The following is a 19,456-nucleotide window of genomic DNA, read 5'->3' as shown; positions in this document are numbered from 1 at the left end:
TTTTATTATTGAGATTATCTCGAGAAGAATCTCGAGATATCTCCCTGTAGTCTTCGATGACCGGCTATTGTATCTTTTTTATTGAGGTATATCTGTATTAACAGTATCCATCACAAATACCATTACACGATCACCGGTTCCCATTCTCCGTCAAGAATAGGATAACACCTTTGACTTACCAACTATAGACATACTACTTTTTTTGTTAAGGCAAATTTTGTAATAATATATATATAGATAATATGAAGGCTAAATTTATCGTATTATTTATATTAATTGTTAATATTTTTATTAGCTGTGAATATAGCTTAAATAATAAAGAAGTTGAAATAATAATTGAGAGAGAACATCCTTTTGAGAGTGCGAGTGGTCAAAGTGTTTGGTATACTTTATCATATACAGATGGTTTAGGTAATATAAATTATAAGCACTTAAATAAAACTCAGAAAACGACTAAAATATATGTTAAAAAAAATGCAACTATATTTATTTGTGCTAGAGCATTAAATGATTTTTCTCCCGTTGGAGGGGTTATTAACCCAGGATCAGATAATAGAGTTGTCTTAAATTATGAGCAAGGTTATTTAGTTAGTTTCTTACAAGATTTATATTTGCAAAATCCTGAAGCTACAAGTGCTTTAAATTATGAGAAATTGTACACAACATTGAAAAAAAGAAATTTAATTCAATCTTTTGATAAATTAGTTTTAGCAAGGGATTTAATAAATGGAAATTTAAGTGATAAATCAATATATGAAGTTGATAATCTTTCGATTGAATTAACTCAAGCTATTGAAGGATATTGGATAAGTGAAAATCCAGATGAAGGAGGTTTTCATATATCAGATAGTAATTATAAAAGAGTGAGTTTAAGTTTAGGAGAGGGAGAACATTATTATATAAATATTGAAAGTGGATATATTATGGTAGTTATTGTAGATACTAGAAGCAGAAAATATTTTGTAAGAATTAAAGATATTAATCCTGAGTTTAACTAATAAAGGCTATATTAAAATACAGCCTTTATTAGTAAGTTGAGTATTATTCTTTTATTTTACGACAATATTAACAAGTTTTTTAGGTACAGCAATCTTTTTAATTATTGTTTTACCGTCAATCCATTGTTTTATTTTCTCGTCGTTTAAAGCAATTTCAATCATATCCTCTTTGCTAATATCTCTACTAACAGTTGCTTTAGATCTAAGTTTACCATTAACTTGAATAACAAGTTGGATTTCATTGTCTACTGTCAATTCTTCATCATAAGTTGGCCAAGGTGCATTTGCAATTGGAGAAACTTTTCCAGCTCTTTGCCATAACTCTTCAGCTAAATGAGGGGCATAAGGACTTAATAAGAGTAAGAAGTTTTCCCAAATTTCTCTAGGTAAAGTATCAATTTTATAAAGTTCATTTACTAAAACCATCATTTGGCTAATAGCCGTATTAAAGTTTAATGTATCTGTATCATTTGTTACTTTTTTTATTGTTTTATGAAGAGCCTTTAACAAATCCTTAGAAGGTTTTTCTTCTGTGATTTCTCTTTCATCAGATAAACGCCAAATTCTATCTAAGAATCTATAAACACCGCCAATTCCAGAAGTTGACCAAGGTTTAGAAACTTGAAGAGGTCCCATAAACATTTCATAAAGTCTCATAGAATCAGCACCATATTCTTCAATGATATCATCAGGATTGATAACATTTTTTAAGCTCTTAGACATTTTTGCAATAACTTTTTCTAGTTCATTACTAGTGCCTTTTTCAAAGTATTGACCATCTTTTTCTTCAACCATATCAGTTGGAACTAAAGATTTGTCTTTTCTTTGATAAGCAAAGCTAGTTATCATACCTTGGTTAACGAGACGAGTGAAAGGTTCTTTAGTTTCTACAAGTCCTAAATCAAATAAAACTTTGTGCCAAAATCTTGCATATAATAAGTGTAAAACAGCATGTTCTGCCCCACCTACATACAAATCTACAGGCATCCAATAGTTTTCTTTTTCAGGGTCAACAAATCTTTCACTGTTGTGTGGATCTAAATATCTAAGATAATACCAACAAGACCCAGCCCATTGAGGCATAGTGTTAGTTTCTCTTTTAGCAGGAGTACCACAAACAGGGCAAGTTGTATTAACCCAATCATCTATAAGAGCTAATGGACTTTCACCTGTTCCACTAGGTTCATAACTAGTGACTTTAGGTAATTCTAAAGGTAAATCTTCTTCTTTTACATGTACAATTCCACATTTTGGGCAATGTACTAGAGGAATTGGTTCTCCCCAATATCTCTGTCTTGAGAAAACCCAATCTCTAAGTTTATAGTTTGTTGCTTTGTGGCCAAAATTTCTTTCTTCTAACCATTGAAGCATTTTTTTGATAGCATCTTCTTTATTTAAGCCATCTAAAAAGTCTGAATTAACGTGTAAACCGTCTTCAACCCAAGCTTCTTTTTGAACATCTACTTTGCTTTTTAAAACTTCAATAATTGGAAGATTAAACTTTTTTGCAAATTCCCAGTCTCTTGAATCATGGGCAGGAACTGCCATAATAGCACCAGTTCCGTAACTAATTAAAACATAGTCAGCAATCCAAATAGGAATTTTTTTACCATTTACAGGGTTTATGGCATAGCTACCTGAAAAAACACCTGTTTTATCTTTAGCTAAGTCAGTTCTTTCTAGATCACTTTTCTTAGCTGTTTCTTCTAAATATTTTTCTACAGCTTCCTTTTGGTCTGCAGTTGTAATTTTTTCAACAAGAGGATGTTCTGGTGCAACTACCATGTATGTTGCTCCGAACAATGTATCACAACGAGTTGTATAAACTTCTAATTTGTCATCAAAGTTTTCAAGTTTAAAGAATACAGCTGCCCCTTCACTTTTACCAATCCAGTTTCTTTGCATAGCTTTAACTGAATCAGGCCAATCAAGTTCATCTAAATCTTCTAAAAGACGATCTGCATATTCTGTAATTTTTAAAACCCATTGTCTGATATTTTTTCTAACAGTTTGTGTGCCACAACGTTCACATTTTCCATCTTTAACTTCTTCATTTGCAAGCCCAGTTTTACATTTGGGGCACCAGTTTATAGGAGTTTGTGATTCGTATGCTAAACCTTTTTTAAATAATTGTATAAAAATCCATTGTGTCCATTTATAGTATTCTTTACTATGGGTTGCAATTTCTCTATTCCAGTCATAGCAAAAGCCTAAGCTTTTAATTTGCTTTCTGAAATTATCCATATTTTTTTCAGTTGTGGCTTTTGGATGTGTGCCTGTTTTAATAGCATAGTTTTCTGCAGGAAGGCCAAAGGAATCAAACCCCATTGGATGGAGAACATTATAGCCATTCATTCTTAAGAATCGGCAATAAATGTCTGTAGCGGTATAGCCTTCTGGGTGTCCTACATGAAGTCCTGCTCCTGATGGATAAGGAAACATGTCCAATACGTATTTGCGCTTTTCTTTTGGTACTGACGCATCTTCACTTACTGCAAATGTTTGGTTTTCTTCCCAATACTTTTGCCATTTTTGTTCTATTTCTTTAAAAGGATAATTACTCATAAATCCAATAATACATTTGCATATAGGTTGCGTCAATAATACTTGTATTTTTGAGATGAAAAATTAATTAAATCCTCAGAAAAAGAGCAATTATTGTCAAAAAATTAAAATATTTCTCTAACTCGATTGAATTTAATCTCTTCAATCCTACGTTCATCCATTTTTAATATAGTATAAACTCCGAATTCATCGCTAATAGAGTCTTTTTCATTTGGGATATCTCCTGTTAAACTCATTAAATAGGCTGCAATGGTTCCAACTTTTTCTGCATTTTTATAAGGGATATCCATCTCGTCACAAAAATATATAAAAGGAGTATCACCTTGTACTATATATAAATCTTTAACACCTAATACAGGTTTTATACTTTCACCTTCACTCTTTTCATGTTCATCATAAATTTCGCCAAGTAATTGTTCTGCAACATCTTCCATGGATATTACCCCTGCAAAACCGCCATATTCATCTAAGACTATAGCTAATTGTAGTTTTCTTTTTTTGAAAAGGAAAAAAACATAATTAACATGTTTAGTCTCTAGGACAAAAATAGGCTCTCTTTTTATAGAAAGTAATGGTTTATCCATGTTGTTTTCAATCTGAGCTTTTAAAATATCCCGTACAAGGACAATCCCTATAATGTTTTCTTTACTACCTTTATATATGGGAATTCTTGAATAACCCGAGTTAACAATATCAGTAAATGCTTCACTTATTGTTTGCTCTGCTGAAACTGTAAAGACATCTTTTCTATGAGTCATAATTGTTTTTATAGGGTTGTTTGAAAAGTGTAAAACTTTTAACATTAATTCTGATTCATATTCATCTACAACACCATAATCTTCAGCTACATCTACAACGTGCATTAACCCCTCTAGAGTTAAGCCTTTTTTATTACCTTTGTTAAATGTTTTATCGACAACATTTCCAAAAGCTTTTATGAAAAAGACTACTGGATATAATATCTTTGATAAAATATAAATAGGATAGCTCATTGTTTTTGCAATTTTTTTTGCATTAGAAATTGCAAGTTGTTTAGGTGTTACCTCTCCGAAAATTAAAATTATTAGAGTTAGTATACCTGTACCATAGGCTACTAGATTTTGTCCAAAATATTTTATACAAAAAGTAGTAACGATCGAAGAAACACTAATATTAACTACATTGTTTCCAATTAAGATAGTAGTTAAAAGAGTGTCTTTTTGTTGTGTTAATTTAGCAGCTAATCTAGCACCTTTCTTTTTGCTTTTTTCTAGTTCTTTAATTTGAATTAAGGAAAGGGCAGTAAATGCTGTTTCAGTAGAAGAGAAAATTCCACTAAGAATTATTAGAACTATGATGATTATTATTTCTTTAATCATATAGTTCCACCTATTATTGTTGATATATTATACGGATCACTATCTTCATCAATTGATTCTTTCATACTAGAAATATAAAAGAAAAACATAAAGCTAGCAAGTAAAAATGTACTTATTCATTATTTTTTAACCTAAATTAATATTCGAAAGATAGATTAAACCTAACGATAATAATATTAATGCTAAAGTATAAGTTCCCATCACATAAGTGTGGCTAAATCTCTGTTTTCCTGTGCAGACATTTCTAGCAATAAAACTATCACTTAAGGTAAAGATAGATGTACCTAAAATGAAAAATGGATTGAGAGTTGTTGCACTAAATGAAATGAAAATTGCCATTAAAATAGAATAAATTCTCATAGGAATTTTTAAAGTTTTACCATTTTGTGTAATTTTAAACATATATCTTTCAGGTATTATCAGAAGAATTAAGAATAAGAAGAATATAAAAATTGATTGCTTAAAATGTAAAAATAAAATTATAAATGAAATGTGGCCGAACAAAAAACTTATTAACCCCGATAAGAATAGCTTAGTTTTCTCACTTAAAAGGAGGATGTCTCCAATTAAATAAAAGCTATAACTAATTAGTATAAGCATATAAATATTGTTTTCAAATTCTGAATTTAAGATAGCGTTTAAAAAAGCTAAAGGAGCTAATGTAATTTTTGATAGGAATATTAAAATCTTGATATTTTTATTACATGCTATAATATTTATTATACTCATCAAAATAAAAGTTAGTAATGCTATAGTTTTCATATAAATTATGATATTACACGCATGTAAAAAATGCAAATATTTTTACATTTTAGCTGATAGTTGTGATAAAATGCATTATCTAATTAAGGTATTAAGGCATTATTAAAAATAATGATATAAAATAAAAATAAAATTAAGCTTGTTTGAAAAAAAAGTGAAATAATGTATAATAATAATGATATGGCAAAAGAAAAAAATAAAAACTACGATGAAAAACAAATTCAATCTTTATCACCTTTAGAACATATAAGGTTGAGAAGTGGTATGTATATTGGAAGGTTGGGTAACGGAAGTAATCCCAATGATGGTATATATATTTTATTTAAAGAAGTTGTTGATAATAGTATAGATGAATTTAATGAAAAGTTTGGAAATAGGGTAGAAATATCAATAAAAGATAACTTAGTGTCAGTTAGAGACTATGGTCGAGGTATACCATTAGGAAAAGTTGTGGATTGTGTGTCTAAAATGAATACAGGCGCTAAGTATACAAATGAAGTTTTTCACCGTTCTTTAGGCTTAAATGGAGTAGGTGTAAAAGCTGTTAATGCCTTATCTTCTCATTTTAAAGTTATAAGTTATAGAGATGGAAAATTTGTAAGTGCAACTTTCTCAAAAGGTAAAATTTTAGATGAGAAAAAAGGGAGTGATAAAACTCAATTAGATGGAACATATATTGAGTTTATTCCTGATGAAGAAATTTTTAAAAACTATAAATATGACGAAGATTTTATAATTACAAGGCTTTGGAATTATGCTTATTTGAATCCAGGCTTAACATTGAATTATAATGGGAAAAATTATAAAAGTTCAAAAGGTTTATTAGACCTTTTAAATAAAGAAGTTGATGGTGAAGAATTATATTCTTTAATTCATTACAGAGGGGAATATCTAGAGTTTGCCCTAACTCATATAGCTAATAGCTATGGTGAGAATTATTTCTCATATGTAAATGGCCAACATACTATGGATGGAGGAACTCATTTATCAGCATTTAAAGAAGGTATTTTAAAAGCAGTTAATGATCATTTTAAAAAAAGTTGGTCTGCTCAAGATGTTAGAGAAGGTGTTTTAGGTGCTATTTCTGTAAAAATAGAAAATCCAGTTTTTGAAAGTCAAACTAAAAATAAACTTGGCAATACTGAAATTAGAGCAGAAATTGTTCAAGAAGTAAAAGATGGTATAATAGATTTTTTATTAAAAAATCCAGATGAAGCTACAAAACTTTCTAACAAAATCTCTCATAATGAAAAGCTTAGAAAAGAATTAAATGATGTTAGGAAAAGTTCGAGAAGTTCGGCAAAGAGAGTTGCTCTAAATATACCAAAATTGAAGGATTGTAGATATCATTTGAATCAGAGTAAAAGTCATATTCAAGAGTGTGAAAATTCAATGATATTTTTAACCGAAGGAGACTCAGCTTCAGGTTCAATAACAAAAACTCGTGATGTTAAAACTCAAGCAGTTTTTTCATTGAGAGGTAAAATTTTAAATGTTTTTAATAAAAATAAGGCTGAATTATATAAAAATGCTGAACTATATAATATTATGAAAGCTCTTGGAATAGAAGACAGCGTCGATAATTTAAGATATGGTAAGGTTATAATTGCAACTGATGCTGATACTGATGGATTTCATATTAGAAATTTATTAATGACTTATTTCTTAACTTATTTCGAAGAATTAGTTCTTGCTGGTCGTGTTTATATTTTAGAGACTCCTTTATTTAGAGTTCGAAATAAAAAGCAAACAGCATATTGTTATTCAGAGGAAGAGAGAGATTTTCTTGTAAAACAAATAAAAGGTGCTGAAATAACAAGATTTAAAGGACTCGGTGAAATTGACCCTAAAGAATTTGGTATGTTTATAGGTGAAGATATGAGACTTGAGCCAGTTACAGTTAACTCAGTTTCTGAAATTAAAAAACTTCTTAGATTTTACCAAGGAGAAAACACTCCTGAAAGAAGAGCTTTTATAATGGAGAATTTAATCTAAATGGCACAAGTAGAAAAAATATTTAGAAAAAACTTTTTAGAGTATGCTTCATATGTTATCAAAGATAGAGCTATTGCTGATTTGGAAGATGGCTTTAAACCTGTTCAAAGAAGGATAATTCATACTCTCTTTGAAATGGATGATGGAAAATTTCATAAAGTAGCTAATGTAGTTGGTTGGGCAATGAGATACCATCCTCATGGAGATTCATCAATATATGAAGCATTAGTAAATCTAGCAAATTTTGATTTATTAATTGAAAAACAAGGAAATTTTGGTAATAGTTTAACAGGTGATAAAGCAGCAGCATCAAGGTATATTGAATGTCGAATTTTACCTTTTGCTAAAAAAGTTTTATACAATCCAGAATTAACTACATATGTAGATTCTTATGATGGAAGGCACAAAGAGCCGGTTGCTTTTTTGTCTAAGCTTCCTCTTGTAGTAATCCAAGGTGTAAATGGTATTGCTGTTGGAATGGCTACTACAATTTTCTCTCATAATTTAAATGAAGTAATAGAATCAATGAAAAAAGAATTGAGGGGGGAATCTTTTACTCTTTATCCAGATTTTTCTTGCGGTGGTTTTGTTGATGTTACAGATTACGATGATGGTAAAGGTTCTATAATAGTAAGAGCTAAATTAGACACTTCTGATCCAAAGAGGATAGTTATTCGAGAATTGCCATTTGGAATTACAAGTGAAAGATTGATTTCAACAATTGATGATGCTGCTAAAAAGGGCAAGATAAAGGTTGCTGCAATCAATGATTACACCTCCGATGAAGTTAATATTGAAGTTAATCTTTCTAGGGGAACTTACTCAGAAGATGTAGTAAAATTATTATATGCTTATACTGATTGTGAGAGAAAAATTTCTTGTAATCCGCTTGTTATTAAAAATAATATTCCAACTATAATGGGTGTTACAGAAATAGTAAAATATCACTCACATCATCTACTTGATGTATTAAAAGCAGAACTCGAATTAGAAAAATCTAAATTACAAGATCGTCTTCACCTTAGAACTTTAGAGAGAATATTTGTTGAAGAGCGAATTTATAAAAAAATTGAACAAAAAAAATCTGCTCAATCAATTGTTAAAGCTGTAATAAAAGGATTTGAACCTTTTTCTGAACAATTGTTTAGAGAAATTAATGATGAAGATGTTGATAGGTTGTTAAAAATACCTATTAGAAGAATTAGTTTGTTTGATATTGAAAAAAATAAAAACGAAATTGATTCATTAGTTACAAGCATAGAGGACATCAATGGTAAACTTAGTGACTTAACTTCTTATGCAATATCTTATCTTGATGAGTTAAAAACTATGGTAAGTAAAGATAAGCTGAAGAGAAAAACAGTAATTACTAGCTTTGAAGCTGTTAAAGAAAAAGAAGTAGCACAAAGAGATAAAGATGTTAGATATGATCCATCAACTGGTTATTTAGGTTATACTGTTAAAACTGGAAAAGTTGTTTTAACTGTAAGCATTTTTGATCGGGTTTTAATTATCTTAAAAGACGGGACTTACAGATTTTTGGTTAATCCTGAGAAGGAATATATTGGCAAGGGGCTTCTTTATATAAATTATGGGGATAAAGAAACTCTTGAGGAAGTAACTTTTTCAATGATTTTCCAACAGAAAGTATATAAATACTTATTTATTAAAAGATTTAAAATAAAGTCAGGACAATTAAATAAAGTTTATCCTCTTTTACCAAATGATAAGGATTTTAAAGTTGCAAAGCTTACTTATTTAGAAAATGCAGAAATTAGAGTAATATATAAACCTAAACCAGGTCTTAGAATAAAAGAAGAAAGTTTTTATTTAAGTGATTATCTAATTAAAGGTAGTAAATCAAAAGGTGTTAGATTAACAGTAAAAGAAGTTGCTTCGCTTAGAATGCGAGCTGTAAAAGAAGTAACAAATGAAGATAAAGAACTCTTCGATTAAAGGAAAAAATGCAAAATATTAAAGATAGAATATTATATGAAGATAATCATTTAATAGTAGTAAACAAATTACCAAAAGAACTTGTTCAAAGTGATATAACCCAAGATGAAACTTTAGCTGATAAAGTAAAGGAATATCTTAAAGTAACTTATAATAAAAAAGGTAATGTATATTTAGGTATTCCACATAGATTAGATAGGCCTACAAGTGGAATAGTAATATTTACGAAAACAGATAAGGCTTTAAGCAGATTATGTAATGCTTTTAGAGAAAATGATATTAAAAAGAAATATTGGGCTGTAGTTGATAGAGCCCCTAGCAAAAGTGAAGGAACTTTAGTCCACTATTTAATGAGAGATAGTAAAAAAAATAAAAGTTTTGCCTCTTTGGTAAAAAAGAAAAATACTAAAGAAGCTAAACTTTCTTATAAGCTAATTGGTGCTTCAAAGAGTTTCTATTTACTTGAAATTGATTTACATACAGGACGACATCATCAAATTAGAGCACAGTTAGCCACTATGAATATCCATATTAAGGGTGACTTAAAATATGGATTTCCACGTTCTAACAAAGATGGAGGAATTTGCTTACATGCTAGAGAAGTGTCTTTTTTACATCCAATTAAAAAAGAACAGATTACCTTAGTTGCAAATCCTCCAAAAGATGTTGTTTGGGATTATTTTGTTAATGCTGTTTCTTTAGACAATTAAATCAATAATACCTTTACTCTTTAAACCATTTATTTTAATAATGAATGGTTTTTTTGATTTATAATGAGTAAAGTATTTTTTCTTTGATACAACATCAAGGTTTTCAATTTTCTTTTTATCAAGCTTTCCATCATTAAAAGTCGGATTAATTGTCATATATTGGGTTCCAAGCAAAGTTAAATTTTGGAAGAAGTGAGTTCCTTGACTTGGTTCTACTTGGAATGTAGGAAGGCCTGTTTCAATAATAACTTTAGCATTTGAGATTTGAGACCAGCTAACTGGAATACCTAGCCAAGGGTCACTTGAGCCGAGGCGACCTGCAACAATCAAGATATATTGGTGATTAGTATTCTCAAATTCAGCATTAAATTCTTCAATTTCTTTAGGCATGTTTATCATATTCGCTGAATCAAAATCATCAAGATTAATCATAATAATATCTTTTATGTTATCAATTTTACCATTTCCCATAACAGAGGTAGAAACAATTAAAGACTCTTCTTCCTCTTTTTGAGAAATATATACATCACTCTCTTCATTTCCTTCAGCAATGGGTCTAATTTGTAGAAGGCTAAATTCAGGTTTTTTAGGCAAGGTTTTGTTTAGATTAATAGCAAATTCAATTTCAACAGGAGTGCTCATAGCTTCTTTTCCCAATTGTAATATATCATAAACAATGGAAGCTAGAGGAAACATATCATATTTTAAAATGCCATTGAAAGTAATAATTTTTTCACCTACTGCTCTTACACTTTCGCTAAGCATACCTGTTTTAATATCGAAGGTACTAGCACAGCCTTTAATACTTTCAGGATGTTTAAAAGCTTCTTCTATTTTAAGTAATTTTAGGTTATCTAAATCATGTAAAGGGTCAAAAGGTGTTTCTAAGTCTAATGCATAAAAATGAGTTTGACTGCTGAATTGATTATTCCCTAAAAAATGTATAGGTCGCTTAGGATTTTTTGGGGAGAAACGAAAAACACTTCCATTATCTACAACACTTTTTCCGAAGCCAAAACAAATATTTGCAATTCCATCATTAATATTTTCGCCTGCAATAGGATAATAATTTAGAGATCTTGCAACACCACTTATATTTGGGTACCAATATTTTCCATGCTTAGATCCTATGACTTGTTGAATAACAATTCCCATTTTTTCTTCTTCAATTAAATGATCTGTAGCTTTTAAATATTCTTTAGCTTTATGGAAAAATGTTGAAGCCCATACAGTTTTTATCGCCATCTCTAATTCCATAAGTCTTGTTTCATCATCTCCCATATTATTTATCATGCAGGTTTCATATACACCAGCAAAAGGTTGAAAATGTGAATCTTCTAATAGAGATGAAGATCTAACTGAAATAGGTTGCCTAATTACGTTAATTATTTCTTTTAAGTCTTCTTTTAAATTAAGTGGAATAGGTTTTTTAAGAAAAGCTTTTAACATTTCTTTATCATCTAGGTCTTTTACAATGGTGGATCTTAAATTGTTTTCATCGATAAAAGTTGAGAAACTATGGGTGGAAATTACGACAGTTCTTGGAATTGAGAGATAGATATCTGGGTATTTTTCCAAAATACCACTAGCTCTTAGTTCCATGTCGATAAAAGCTAAACCACGGCCTTTCCCGCCTAAGGATCCTTCTCCAATTCTGCTAAAGAATAGAGTTTCATCATAAATATCCTTAGAGAATTGGGCTAGAACACCTTTTGTTCGTTCAGCTCTATATTCTTTTATAACTTTTACAAGTTCCTCTCTAGTTTTCTCTTCATGTCCTTCATGAGCTTGAATTGGTTTTATTCTTGCCGCTAAAACATATAAACTTTGTGCTCTAAGCCAGCGGGAGAAATCATCTCTTTTTGTATGATATATAAAACTTTCAATCGGGATAGTTGCTAGAGCTTTTTGTAATTGTCTCATAGTTTTAGCTTCAGCTATAACTTGATTAGTTTTTGGATCTTTAAATAAGAAAGGTCCAAAACCATAGTTAGCTGTAACATAGTCTTCAAGAGCAAATAGGAGATTATTAGATTTTTTCCATAAAAATTGAGCGCCCGCTTTTTTTGTTATCTCTTCATTTTCTTTATTCATACTTTGAATTAAGAAAGGGAGTCTAGGCTTTTCTTTTTTTATGGTTTGCCAAAGTTTTAATCCAGCAAATTTATCTTCTCTATTATCTTTTTCGTAAGCCATATCAGAAATAATACCCAAGATATTATCTTTGAATTCGTTATAAAGGTTTATGGCCTCTTCATAAGTTTTTGCTAATAAAATTTTAGGACGACCTCTCATCCTTAATATTTTTCCCCATGAATTTAGTCCTTCTAATATAGAAGATCTATTTTGAGTAATTAAACTTTTATATAGAATAGGTAAAAATGAGGAGTAATATCTAACAGAATTTTCCACTAATATGATAACTTGAATATCTGCTTCTTTTGTATCATGCTTAATATTCATTCTATCTTCCACTAATTTAATCATTGCTAAGAAAATCATAGGGTCGCCTTGATAGTAGAAAAAGTTTGTTATCGATGGAATTTTTTTGCTTTTTAATTGTTTATTTCTTTTATGTATTGGAGAAGGGGAAAGCACAACTATAGGCATGTAAGGATAAACTTCTTTAATATCTTTTGCCAGTTCTTCAACTCTCTCATTTCCTAAGTCTAGCATTGAAATAACTAATTCAAACTTACGACTTGAAGAGCCTAAAATTTTTAAAGCTTCTTGAGGTGTATTTACATGAGTTATTTTTGGAGGGTTAGACAAACCTAGTTGAGTATATTCAGTATAAAGCGCTTCCTCAACTCTACCATCTTCTTCAAGAAGAAAACGATCATAATCACTACATATTAATAAAACGTTATATATGTGTTTTAGCATTAAATTGCTAAAGGGTAACCATGTTGGATCTAGTTTATACATTTAATAATAATAACATATGAAAAAAGGTTTAACAATTATAAAAATAAGAGATTTCCTTAATTTGTGTTATAAATAAAAATTTTAGCACATTATTAAAAAAAAGCAAAAAAATAGAGCATATCCTAAAAAAAATTTTTATAATTACTGTAAATTGAAACTTGACGATTGGTAAAAGTGGGTATACTCTATGGTCGTAACAAATAAGTTTTTATCTAGAAGGAGATAAACTAAATGTATAATTTAGAAGCTTTTATGGCTCAGTTAGAACAAAAGAATCCTGGACAAAAAGAATTCTTGCAAGCAGCTCGTGAAGTAATCGAAAGTATTTTACCTGTGATTAATGATAACCCTGTTTATATTAAAAATAAAATTCTTGAAAGAATTACTATGCCTGAAAGAATTATTGAATTTAGAGTTGAATGGGAAGATGATAATGGAGAAATTCAAGTAAATAAGGGATGGAGAGTACAATTTAATAGTGCTTTAGGTCCTTATAAAGGTGGATTAAGATTTCACCCATCTGTTACTTTAGATACATTAAAATTTCTAGGTTTTGAACAAATTTTTAAAAACAGTTTAACAACTTTACCTATGGGTGGAGGGAAAGGTGGATCTGATTTTAATCCAAGAGGTCGAAGTGATGCAGAAATTTTACGTTTTTGTAGAAGCTTTATGACTGAATTACATAACTATATTGGACCAGATACTGATGTTCCTGCTGGAGATATTGGTGTTGGTGGAAGAGAGATTGGATATCTATATGGACAATATAAAAAGTTAAGACATGAAAATACTGGTGTTTTAACAGGAAAAGGCCAAGGTTGGGGTGGTTCTTTAATTAGACCTGAAGCAACAGGTTATGGTGCTCTATATTTTGCAAATGAAATGTTAAAACATAGAGGAGACAGCTTAAAAGATAAAAGAATCGCAATAAGTGGTTTTGGTAATGTTGCTTGGGGCGCTGCAGTTAAAGCTACTCAACTTGGTGCTAAAGTTGTAACAATCAGTGGTCCTGATGGCTATATTTATGATGAAGAAGGTGTAAATACTCAAGAAAAATGGGATTATATGCTTTATTTAAGAGCTTCTAATAATGATGTTGTAGCTCCTTATGCTAATAAATTTGGTGCTAAATTTATTCCAAATAAAAAACCTTGGGAAGTAAAAGTAGATTTAGCTTTCCCTTGTGCAATCCAAAATGAGTTAGATGAAAATGATGCAAAAGCTTTACATAAAAATGGTTGTAAATATGTAGTTGAAACTTCAAATATGGGATGTACACCAGAAGCTATAGAATATATTTTAGATAGTGATATGGTTTTCGCTCCAGGAAAAGCTGTTAATGCTGGTGGTGTTGCTGTATCTGGTTTAGAAATGTCTCAAAATGCGATGCACTTGTCTTGGACAAGAGATGAAGTTGATGAAAAATTAAAAATGATTATGAAAAATATTCATCAACAATGTGTTAAAGAAGGTACTCAACCTGATGGAAGTGTTAATTATCCTTTAGGTGCAAATATTGCAGGTTTCAAAAAAGTTGCAGATGCTATGGTAGCTCAAGGTTATTAATTTGAATTGAAACTATTTTGTCTTCTGGTTTTGTTGGTTTTGTTTGGCGGGTAGATTGTCTACTCGCCAAATATTTTTAAGTTTATTACTTAAAAAAATTTCCTTAATTTAAAAATTTGCTTAACTTTTATTAAGCAAAGTAAGAAAAAAAACAAGAAATTGTAAAATAAATAAAAAAAATAAAAATATTTAGTTAAGTTGTTTTACTATAAAAAAACAAGAAAATGTAAAAAATGGTTATATTAAATAATTTTAATTTTTATTTTTTATCTATTACATTTTTATAAAACTTATATAACTTTTATATCTAAAATTGTAATTTTAATTTGTTTTAAGTGTTTAGTATAACTTTGATGTTGGATTGTTGCGGCAATTAGGTTTTCATGATAGGGTATGCGTGTTGTGTCGTTAAGGAGATAAAAGATGCTAGATTATTTATATGAAATAAAAACGTCTAGAAGAAATAGGACATTAGATAGCCAGCGATTTAGCGTTGAAGAAGTTGATAATATTCTTGATCCAATTAAGAAAAATAAAGCTTCATTGTTGGCAAAAAAAACTATTACAAAACCTATTGAGATGGAAAGTGTTCATATTGATATACAAAAAAAGAATTGTAAAAAAGGCCTTTTAGGTTTTTTAAAGAAAAAATAAAGTTAACTTTAACTTATACTTAAACAAAATAGTTTCTTTTATTTATTAGGAGGGTGTTAAGAAATACAGCCGTCCTAATTTTTTTTATTCATTAATCATACAAAAATCACAATAATTTGATGAAAATAAGGAATATTGTAAAAAAAATTGATATAATTAATTTTTTGTAATTTATTATTAATTCACTAGTTAGATAAGCCTAATTCATAAAAAATTAAATTTAGAATACTTTGCTCATCGTACTTGAAAACCCCTAAATGGTGTATTATAATTTGTGATGGTTATGTAGGTATTCTTATGTTTATATAGCTATTATAGGTAATTGTATGATTTTCAAATTTAAATCAAATATAATATTTTGGTAATGGAGTGTCAAAAATGGACAACAAAAAAATGGTAACTATTGATGGTAACACTGCTGCTGCGCATATAGCATATGCTTTCAGTGAAGTTGCTGCAATTTACCCAATCACACCATCTTCACCAATGGGTGAATATGCAGATGCTTGGGCAAGTACTGGTAAGAAAAATCTTTGGGGTAAAACTGTTGAGATTATTGAAATGCAATCAGAAGCAGGAGCAGCTGGTGCTGTTCATGGAGCTTTAGCTGGTGGTGCATTAACAACAACTTTCACAGCTTCTCAAGGTTTATTATTAATGATCCCTAACATGCATAAGATTGCAGGTGAAATGACACCTACAGTTTTCCATGTTTCTGCTCGTTCCTTAGCAGCACAATCTCTATCAATCTTTGGTGATCACTCAGATGTAATGTCTTGTCGTAATACTGGTTTTGCAATGACTGCTGCAAGTAGTATTCAACAAACAATGGATATGGCTTTAGTAGCACACTTAGCAACATTAAAGAGTGATGTCCCTTTCTTAAGTTTCTTTGATGGCTTTAGAACTTCTCATGAAATTCAAAAAGTTGAAGAAATCTCATATGATGATATCAAGAAATTAGTTGATGAATCATTAATTGAAAAGTTCCGTTCTAGAGCTCAACGTCCTGAAGCTCCAATGACTAAAGTTGCAGCTCAAAACGAAGACGTTTACTTCCAAGGTCGTGAAACTGTTAATAAATATTACAATGCAGTTCCAGAAATTGTAGAACATTACATGGCTGAAGTATCTAAGCTAACTGGTAGACCTTTACATTTATTCTCATACTCTGGTGCAGAAGATGCAACTGATGTTGTAATTGTTATGGGTTCTGGTGCTGATACATGTGAATGGGCAAGTAATTATATTAACAGCAAAGGCGGAAAAACTGGTGTTATTAATGTACATCTATATCGTCCTTTCAGTGCTGAACATTTAGTTGCAGCTTTACCAAAATCAGTTAAGAGAATTGCTGTTCTTGATAGAACAAAAGAACCTGGTTCTTTAGGTGAACCTTTATACTTAGATGTTGTAGCTGCATTACAACAAATGGGTCTAACTGGTATTAAAGTTATTGGTGGTCGTTACGGTTTAAGTAGTAAAGACTTCCCACCAACACATGCTAAAGCTGTATTTGATCATTTAGCTGGTGAATGTTTCCATAACTTTACTGTTGGTATTGAAGATGATGTAACTCATAAATCAATTAAAATTGGTGAACAAATCGACGTTATTCCAAGTGATGTTTCATCATGTATGTTCTGGGGTCTTGGTTCTGATGGTACAGTTGGAGCAAATAAGAACTCCATTAAGATTATTGGTAATAATACTAATAAAAATGCTCAAGCATATTTCGCTTATGACTCAAAGAAATCTGGTGGTATTACAGTAAGTCACCTAAGATTTGGTGAAAGCAAACTAAACATGCCTTGGTTAATTGACCATGCTGACTTTGTTGCTTGTCATAATGCAGCTTATATCGGTAGATACGATATGCTAGGACCTTTAAAAGAAGGTGGAGTATTCTTATTAAATAGCCAAATTCCTTCTTCAGAAGTATTTGAACATTTAACTAGAGAAATGCAAGAACAAATCATTAATAAAAAGATTAAATTCTATAATATTAATGCTCTAGAAATTGCAGAAAAAGCTGGATTAGGTACAAGAATTAATACAGTTATGCAAGCTGCATTCTTTAAGATTAGTAGAGTTCTACCTGAAGATGAAGCTATTAAATTGATTAAAGAATACATCAAGAAAACTTTCTTAAGAAAGGGTGAGGATGTTGTTAAGAAGAACTGGGCAGCTGTTGATGGTGCTTCAGATGCACTACATGAAGTTAAAGTTCCTTCTAAGATTACAAAGAGCTATGTTCCTGCAGCATTAATTAAAGATGATGCTTCAGACTTTGCAAAGAATATTATTAAACCAATCATGCATCGTGAAGGTGATAGTATTCCTGTATCTAAGATGTCTTATGATGGTAAATTACCTTCAGGTACAGCTAAATTAGAAAAACGTGGTGTAGCTCCTGCTGTTCCAATGTGGATTTCTGATAACTGTATCCAATGTAACCAATGTGTACAAGCTTGTCCTCATGCAGCTATTCGTGCAAAACAAATTGAACCTGCAAATCTTGAAGGTGCTCCTGAAACATTTGTAACTCTTAAATCAAATACTAAGAATGATAAAGACTTAAGATTTAAGATTCAAATCTATACAGAAGATTGTCAAGGTTGTGGAGTTTGTGTTGAAGCATGTCCTGCAAAAACTAAAGCTTTACAATTATCTCCAATTCAAGTTGAAAGAGATAAGGGTGAAATTGCTAATGCAGAATTCTTCGAAGAACTACCTTATGATGTATTAGACGGTACAAAAGATACAACAGTTAAGGGTTTACAATTTAAACAACCTCTATTTGAATTCAGTGGAGCTTGTGCAGGTTGTGGTGAAACTCCTTACGTTAAACTTGTATCTCAAATTTGTGGTGAAAGCATGATTGCTGCTAACGCAACTGGTTGTTCATCAATTTATTCAGGTACATTCCCAACTATTCCTTATACAAAACGTCAAAAAGATGGTAGAGGTCCAGCTTGGGGTAACTCATTATTTGAAGATAATGCTGAATATGGTTTAGGTATGCGTCTTGCTGTAGATAGCAACAGAAATCTATTAAAGTTAAATATTGACAAACTTCTTGAAGTTGGTACAACAAAAGAATTAACAGAAGCAATCCAAGCTAGCTTAGCTGTTTGGGGTTCTGCTAAAGAAGATGCTATTGATGCACAAAAAGCTGTTCAAGCTGCTTTACCTGCTGCTTTAGCTGCTGCAACTGATGAAAACAGAGTTTATCTTGAAAAGATCAATGAATTAAAAGATTACTTCTCAGAAAAGACTGTATTTATCATCGGTGGTGATGGTTGGGCATATGATATTGGTTACGGTGGTGTAGACCATGTTGTAGCTTCTGGTAGAAATGTTAACATTCTTGTATTAGATACAGAAGTTTATTCTAACACAGGTGGACAAGCTTCTAAGGCAACTCCAACTGCTGCTGTAGCTAAATTTGCTAATGCTGGTAAAAAATTAGGTAAGAAGAATCTTGGATTCATGTGTATGAGTTATGGTTATGTATACGTTGCATCTATTGCTTTAGGTGCTAATAGAATGCATGCTCAAAAAGCATTACAAGAAGCTGTTGCATGGAATGGTCCATCAATTGTATTCTGTTATTCTTCATGTATTAACCATGGTATGAACATGAGATATAGCCAAGTAGAAGCTAAGAAAGCAGTAGATGCTGGTTATTGGCCTTTATATCGCTATAATCCTGCTCTAGAAGAAGGTAAGAGATTCTCTTGGGATGTTAAGAAAGAACCTACTGTTGCTTATCAAGACTTCTTGAAAGGCGAAGTACGTTATACTTCTTTATATAAGACTAATCCTGAACATGCTGATGAATTATTCCAAAAAGCAGAAGAGGATGCAAAACGTCAAATGAATTTCTTCAAATCTATTGGTGGAATTATGTAATTGATTTTTTGCTTAGCAAAATATATGAGGTCCTGTTTAGGACCTC

11 protein-coding genes are annotated in these 19,456 nt (G+C 30.5%); 7 read left to right on the top strand and 4 right to left on the bottom strand.

Annotated elements, in window-relative coordinates; translation table 11 throughout:
* The first annotated feature begins 242 nt into the window (after positions 1–242).
* Positions 243–998 (top strand): hypothetical protein, encoded by a 756-nt coding sequence (locus tag ACZ5SO_RS12650; RefSeq protein ID WP_464625069.1) that lies wholly within the window; start codon positions 243–245, stop codon positions 996–998.
* Between the two features lie 51 nt (positions 999–1,049).
* On the opposite strand, the gene leuS is transcribed toward ACZ5SO_RS12650, so the two are convergent.
* From leuS to ACZ5SO_RS12635, 3 genes are all read right to left on the bottom strand, one after another.
* On the bottom strand, positions 1,050–3,563 hold the full coding sequence (leuS, locus tag ACZ5SO_RS12645; protein ID WP_464625067.1) for a leucine--tRNA ligase: 2,514 nt from the start codon (positions 3,561–3,563) through the stop codon (positions 1,050–1,052).
* Between the two features lie 104 nt (positions 3,564–3,667).
* On the bottom strand, positions 3,668–4,921 hold the full coding sequence (locus ACZ5SO_RS12640) for a hemolysin family protein (protein ID WP_464625066.1): 1,254 nt from the start codon (positions 4,919–4,921) through the stop codon (positions 3,668–3,670).
* 126 nt (positions 4,922–5,047) lie between these two features.
* Positions 5,048–5,650, bottom strand: a complete 603-nt coding sequence (locus ACZ5SO_RS12635; RefSeq protein WP_464627850.1) for a lysoplasmalogenase family protein — start codon at positions 5,648–5,650, stop codon at positions 5,048–5,050.
* 213 nt (positions 5,651–5,863) lie between these two features.
* Here ACZ5SO_RS12635 and ACZ5SO_RS12630 point away from each other — a divergent pair, with 213 nt between their 5' ends.
* Genes ACZ5SO_RS12630 through ACZ5SO_RS12620 form a run of 3 tightly spaced genes read left to right on the top strand, consistent with a single transcriptional unit; the run spans position 5,864 to position 10,344 of the window.
* A complete protein-coding gene (locus ACZ5SO_RS12630) occupies positions 5,864–7,678 on the top strand; it encodes a DNA topoisomerase IV subunit B (protein WP_464625065.1) in 1,815 nt (604 codons plus the stop codon).
* Positions 7,679–9,634 carry a DNA topoisomerase IV subunit A gene (locus ACZ5SO_RS12625; protein WP_464625063.1) on the top strand — a complete coding sequence of 652 codons (1,956 nt, stop codon included), beginning with the start codon at positions 7,679–7,681 and terminating at the stop codon, positions 9,632–9,634.
* Between the two features lie 8 nt (positions 9,635–9,642).
* Positions 9,643–10,344: an RluA family pseudouridine synthase gene (locus ACZ5SO_RS12620; protein ID WP_464625061.1), complete on the top strand. Its 702-nt coding sequence runs from the start codon at positions 9,643–9,645 to the stop codon at positions 10,342–10,344.
* Here the strand turns inward: ACZ5SO_RS12620 and ACZ5SO_RS12615 are convergent.
* Positions 10,333–13,272, bottom strand: coding sequence for a PEP/pyruvate-binding domain-containing protein (locus ACZ5SO_RS12615; protein WP_464625059.1), 2,940 nt, complete (start codon positions 13,270–13,272; stop codon positions 10,333–10,335). The two genes, ACZ5SO_RS12620 and ACZ5SO_RS12615, sit on opposite strands and share 12 nt — an antisense overlap.
* Before the next feature lie 231 nt (positions 13,273–13,503).
* On the opposite strand from ACZ5SO_RS12615, the gene gdhA reads away from it, so the two are divergent.
* The 3 genes from gdhA (at position 13,504) to nifJ (ending at position 19,410) form a co-directional block, all read left to right on the top strand.
* Positions 13,504–14,841 (top strand): NADP-specific glutamate dehydrogenase, encoded by a 1,338-nt coding sequence (gene gdhA, locus ACZ5SO_RS12610; protein WP_464625057.1) that lies wholly within the window; start codon positions 13,504–13,506, stop codon positions 14,839–14,841.
* A gap of 423 nt (positions 14,842–15,264) precedes the next feature.
* On the top strand, positions 15,265–15,495 hold the full coding sequence (locus ACZ5SO_RS12605) for a hypothetical protein (protein ID WP_464625056.1): 231 nt from the start codon (positions 15,265–15,267) through the stop codon (positions 15,493–15,495).
* Between the two features lie 378 nt (positions 15,496–15,873).
* Entirely contained in the window at positions 15,874–19,410 is a 3,537-nt protein-coding gene (gene nifJ, locus ACZ5SO_RS12600) for a pyruvate:ferredoxin (flavodoxin) oxidoreductase (protein ID WP_464625055.1), read from the top strand.
* The last annotated feature ends 46 nt before the right edge of the window (positions 19,411–19,456 follow it).

This window comes from Pleomorphochaeta naphthae, from assembly GCF_055396005.1.
The sequence above is the reverse complement of the archived record's forward strand: the minus strand, read 5'-3'. Positions and strand labels throughout refer to the sequence as shown.

Bases quoted from the DNA above. Each gene is read 5' to 3' on its own strand.
- ACZ5SO_RS12625 (WP_464625063.1), top strand. From the start codon at position 7,679: ATGGCACAAGTAGAAAAAATATTTAGAAAAAACTTTTTAGAGTATGCT.
- ACZ5SO_RS12635 (WP_464627850.1), bottom strand. From the start codon at position 5,650: ATGAGTATAATAAATATTATAGCATGTAATAAAAATATCAAGATTTTA.
- ACZ5SO_RS12605 (WP_464625056.1), top strand. From the start codon at position 15,265: ATGCTAGATTATTTATATGAAATAAAAACGTCTAGAAGAAATAGGACA.
- nifJ (WP_464625055.1), top strand. From the start codon at position 15,874: ATGGACAACAAAAAAATGGTAACTATTGATGGTAACACTGCTGCTGCG.
- ACZ5SO_RS12630 (WP_464625065.1), top strand. From the start codon at position 5,864: ATGGCAAAAGAAAAAAATAAAAACTACGATGAAAAACAAATTCAATCT.
- ACZ5SO_RS12640 (WP_464625066.1), bottom strand. From the start codon at position 4,921: ATGATTAAAGAAATAATAATCATCATAGTTCTAATAATTCTTAGTGGA.
- gdhA (WP_464625057.1), top strand. From the start codon at position 13,504: ATGTATAATTTAGAAGCTTTTATGGCTCAGTTAGAACAAAAGAATCCT.
- ACZ5SO_RS12620 (WP_464625061.1), top strand. From the start codon at position 9,643: ATGCAAAATATTAAAGATAGAATATTATATGAAGATAATCATTTAATA.
- ACZ5SO_RS12615 (WP_464625059.1), bottom strand. From the start codon at position 13,272: ATGTATAAACTAGATCCAACATGGTTACCCTTTAGCAATTTAATGCTA.
- leuS (WP_464625067.1), bottom strand. From the start codon at position 3,563: ATGAGTAATTATCCTTTTAAAGAAATAGAACAAAAATGGCAAAAGTAT.
- ACZ5SO_RS12650 (WP_464625069.1), top strand. From the start codon at position 243: ATGAAGGCTAAATTTATCGTATTATTTATATTAATTGTTAATATTTTT.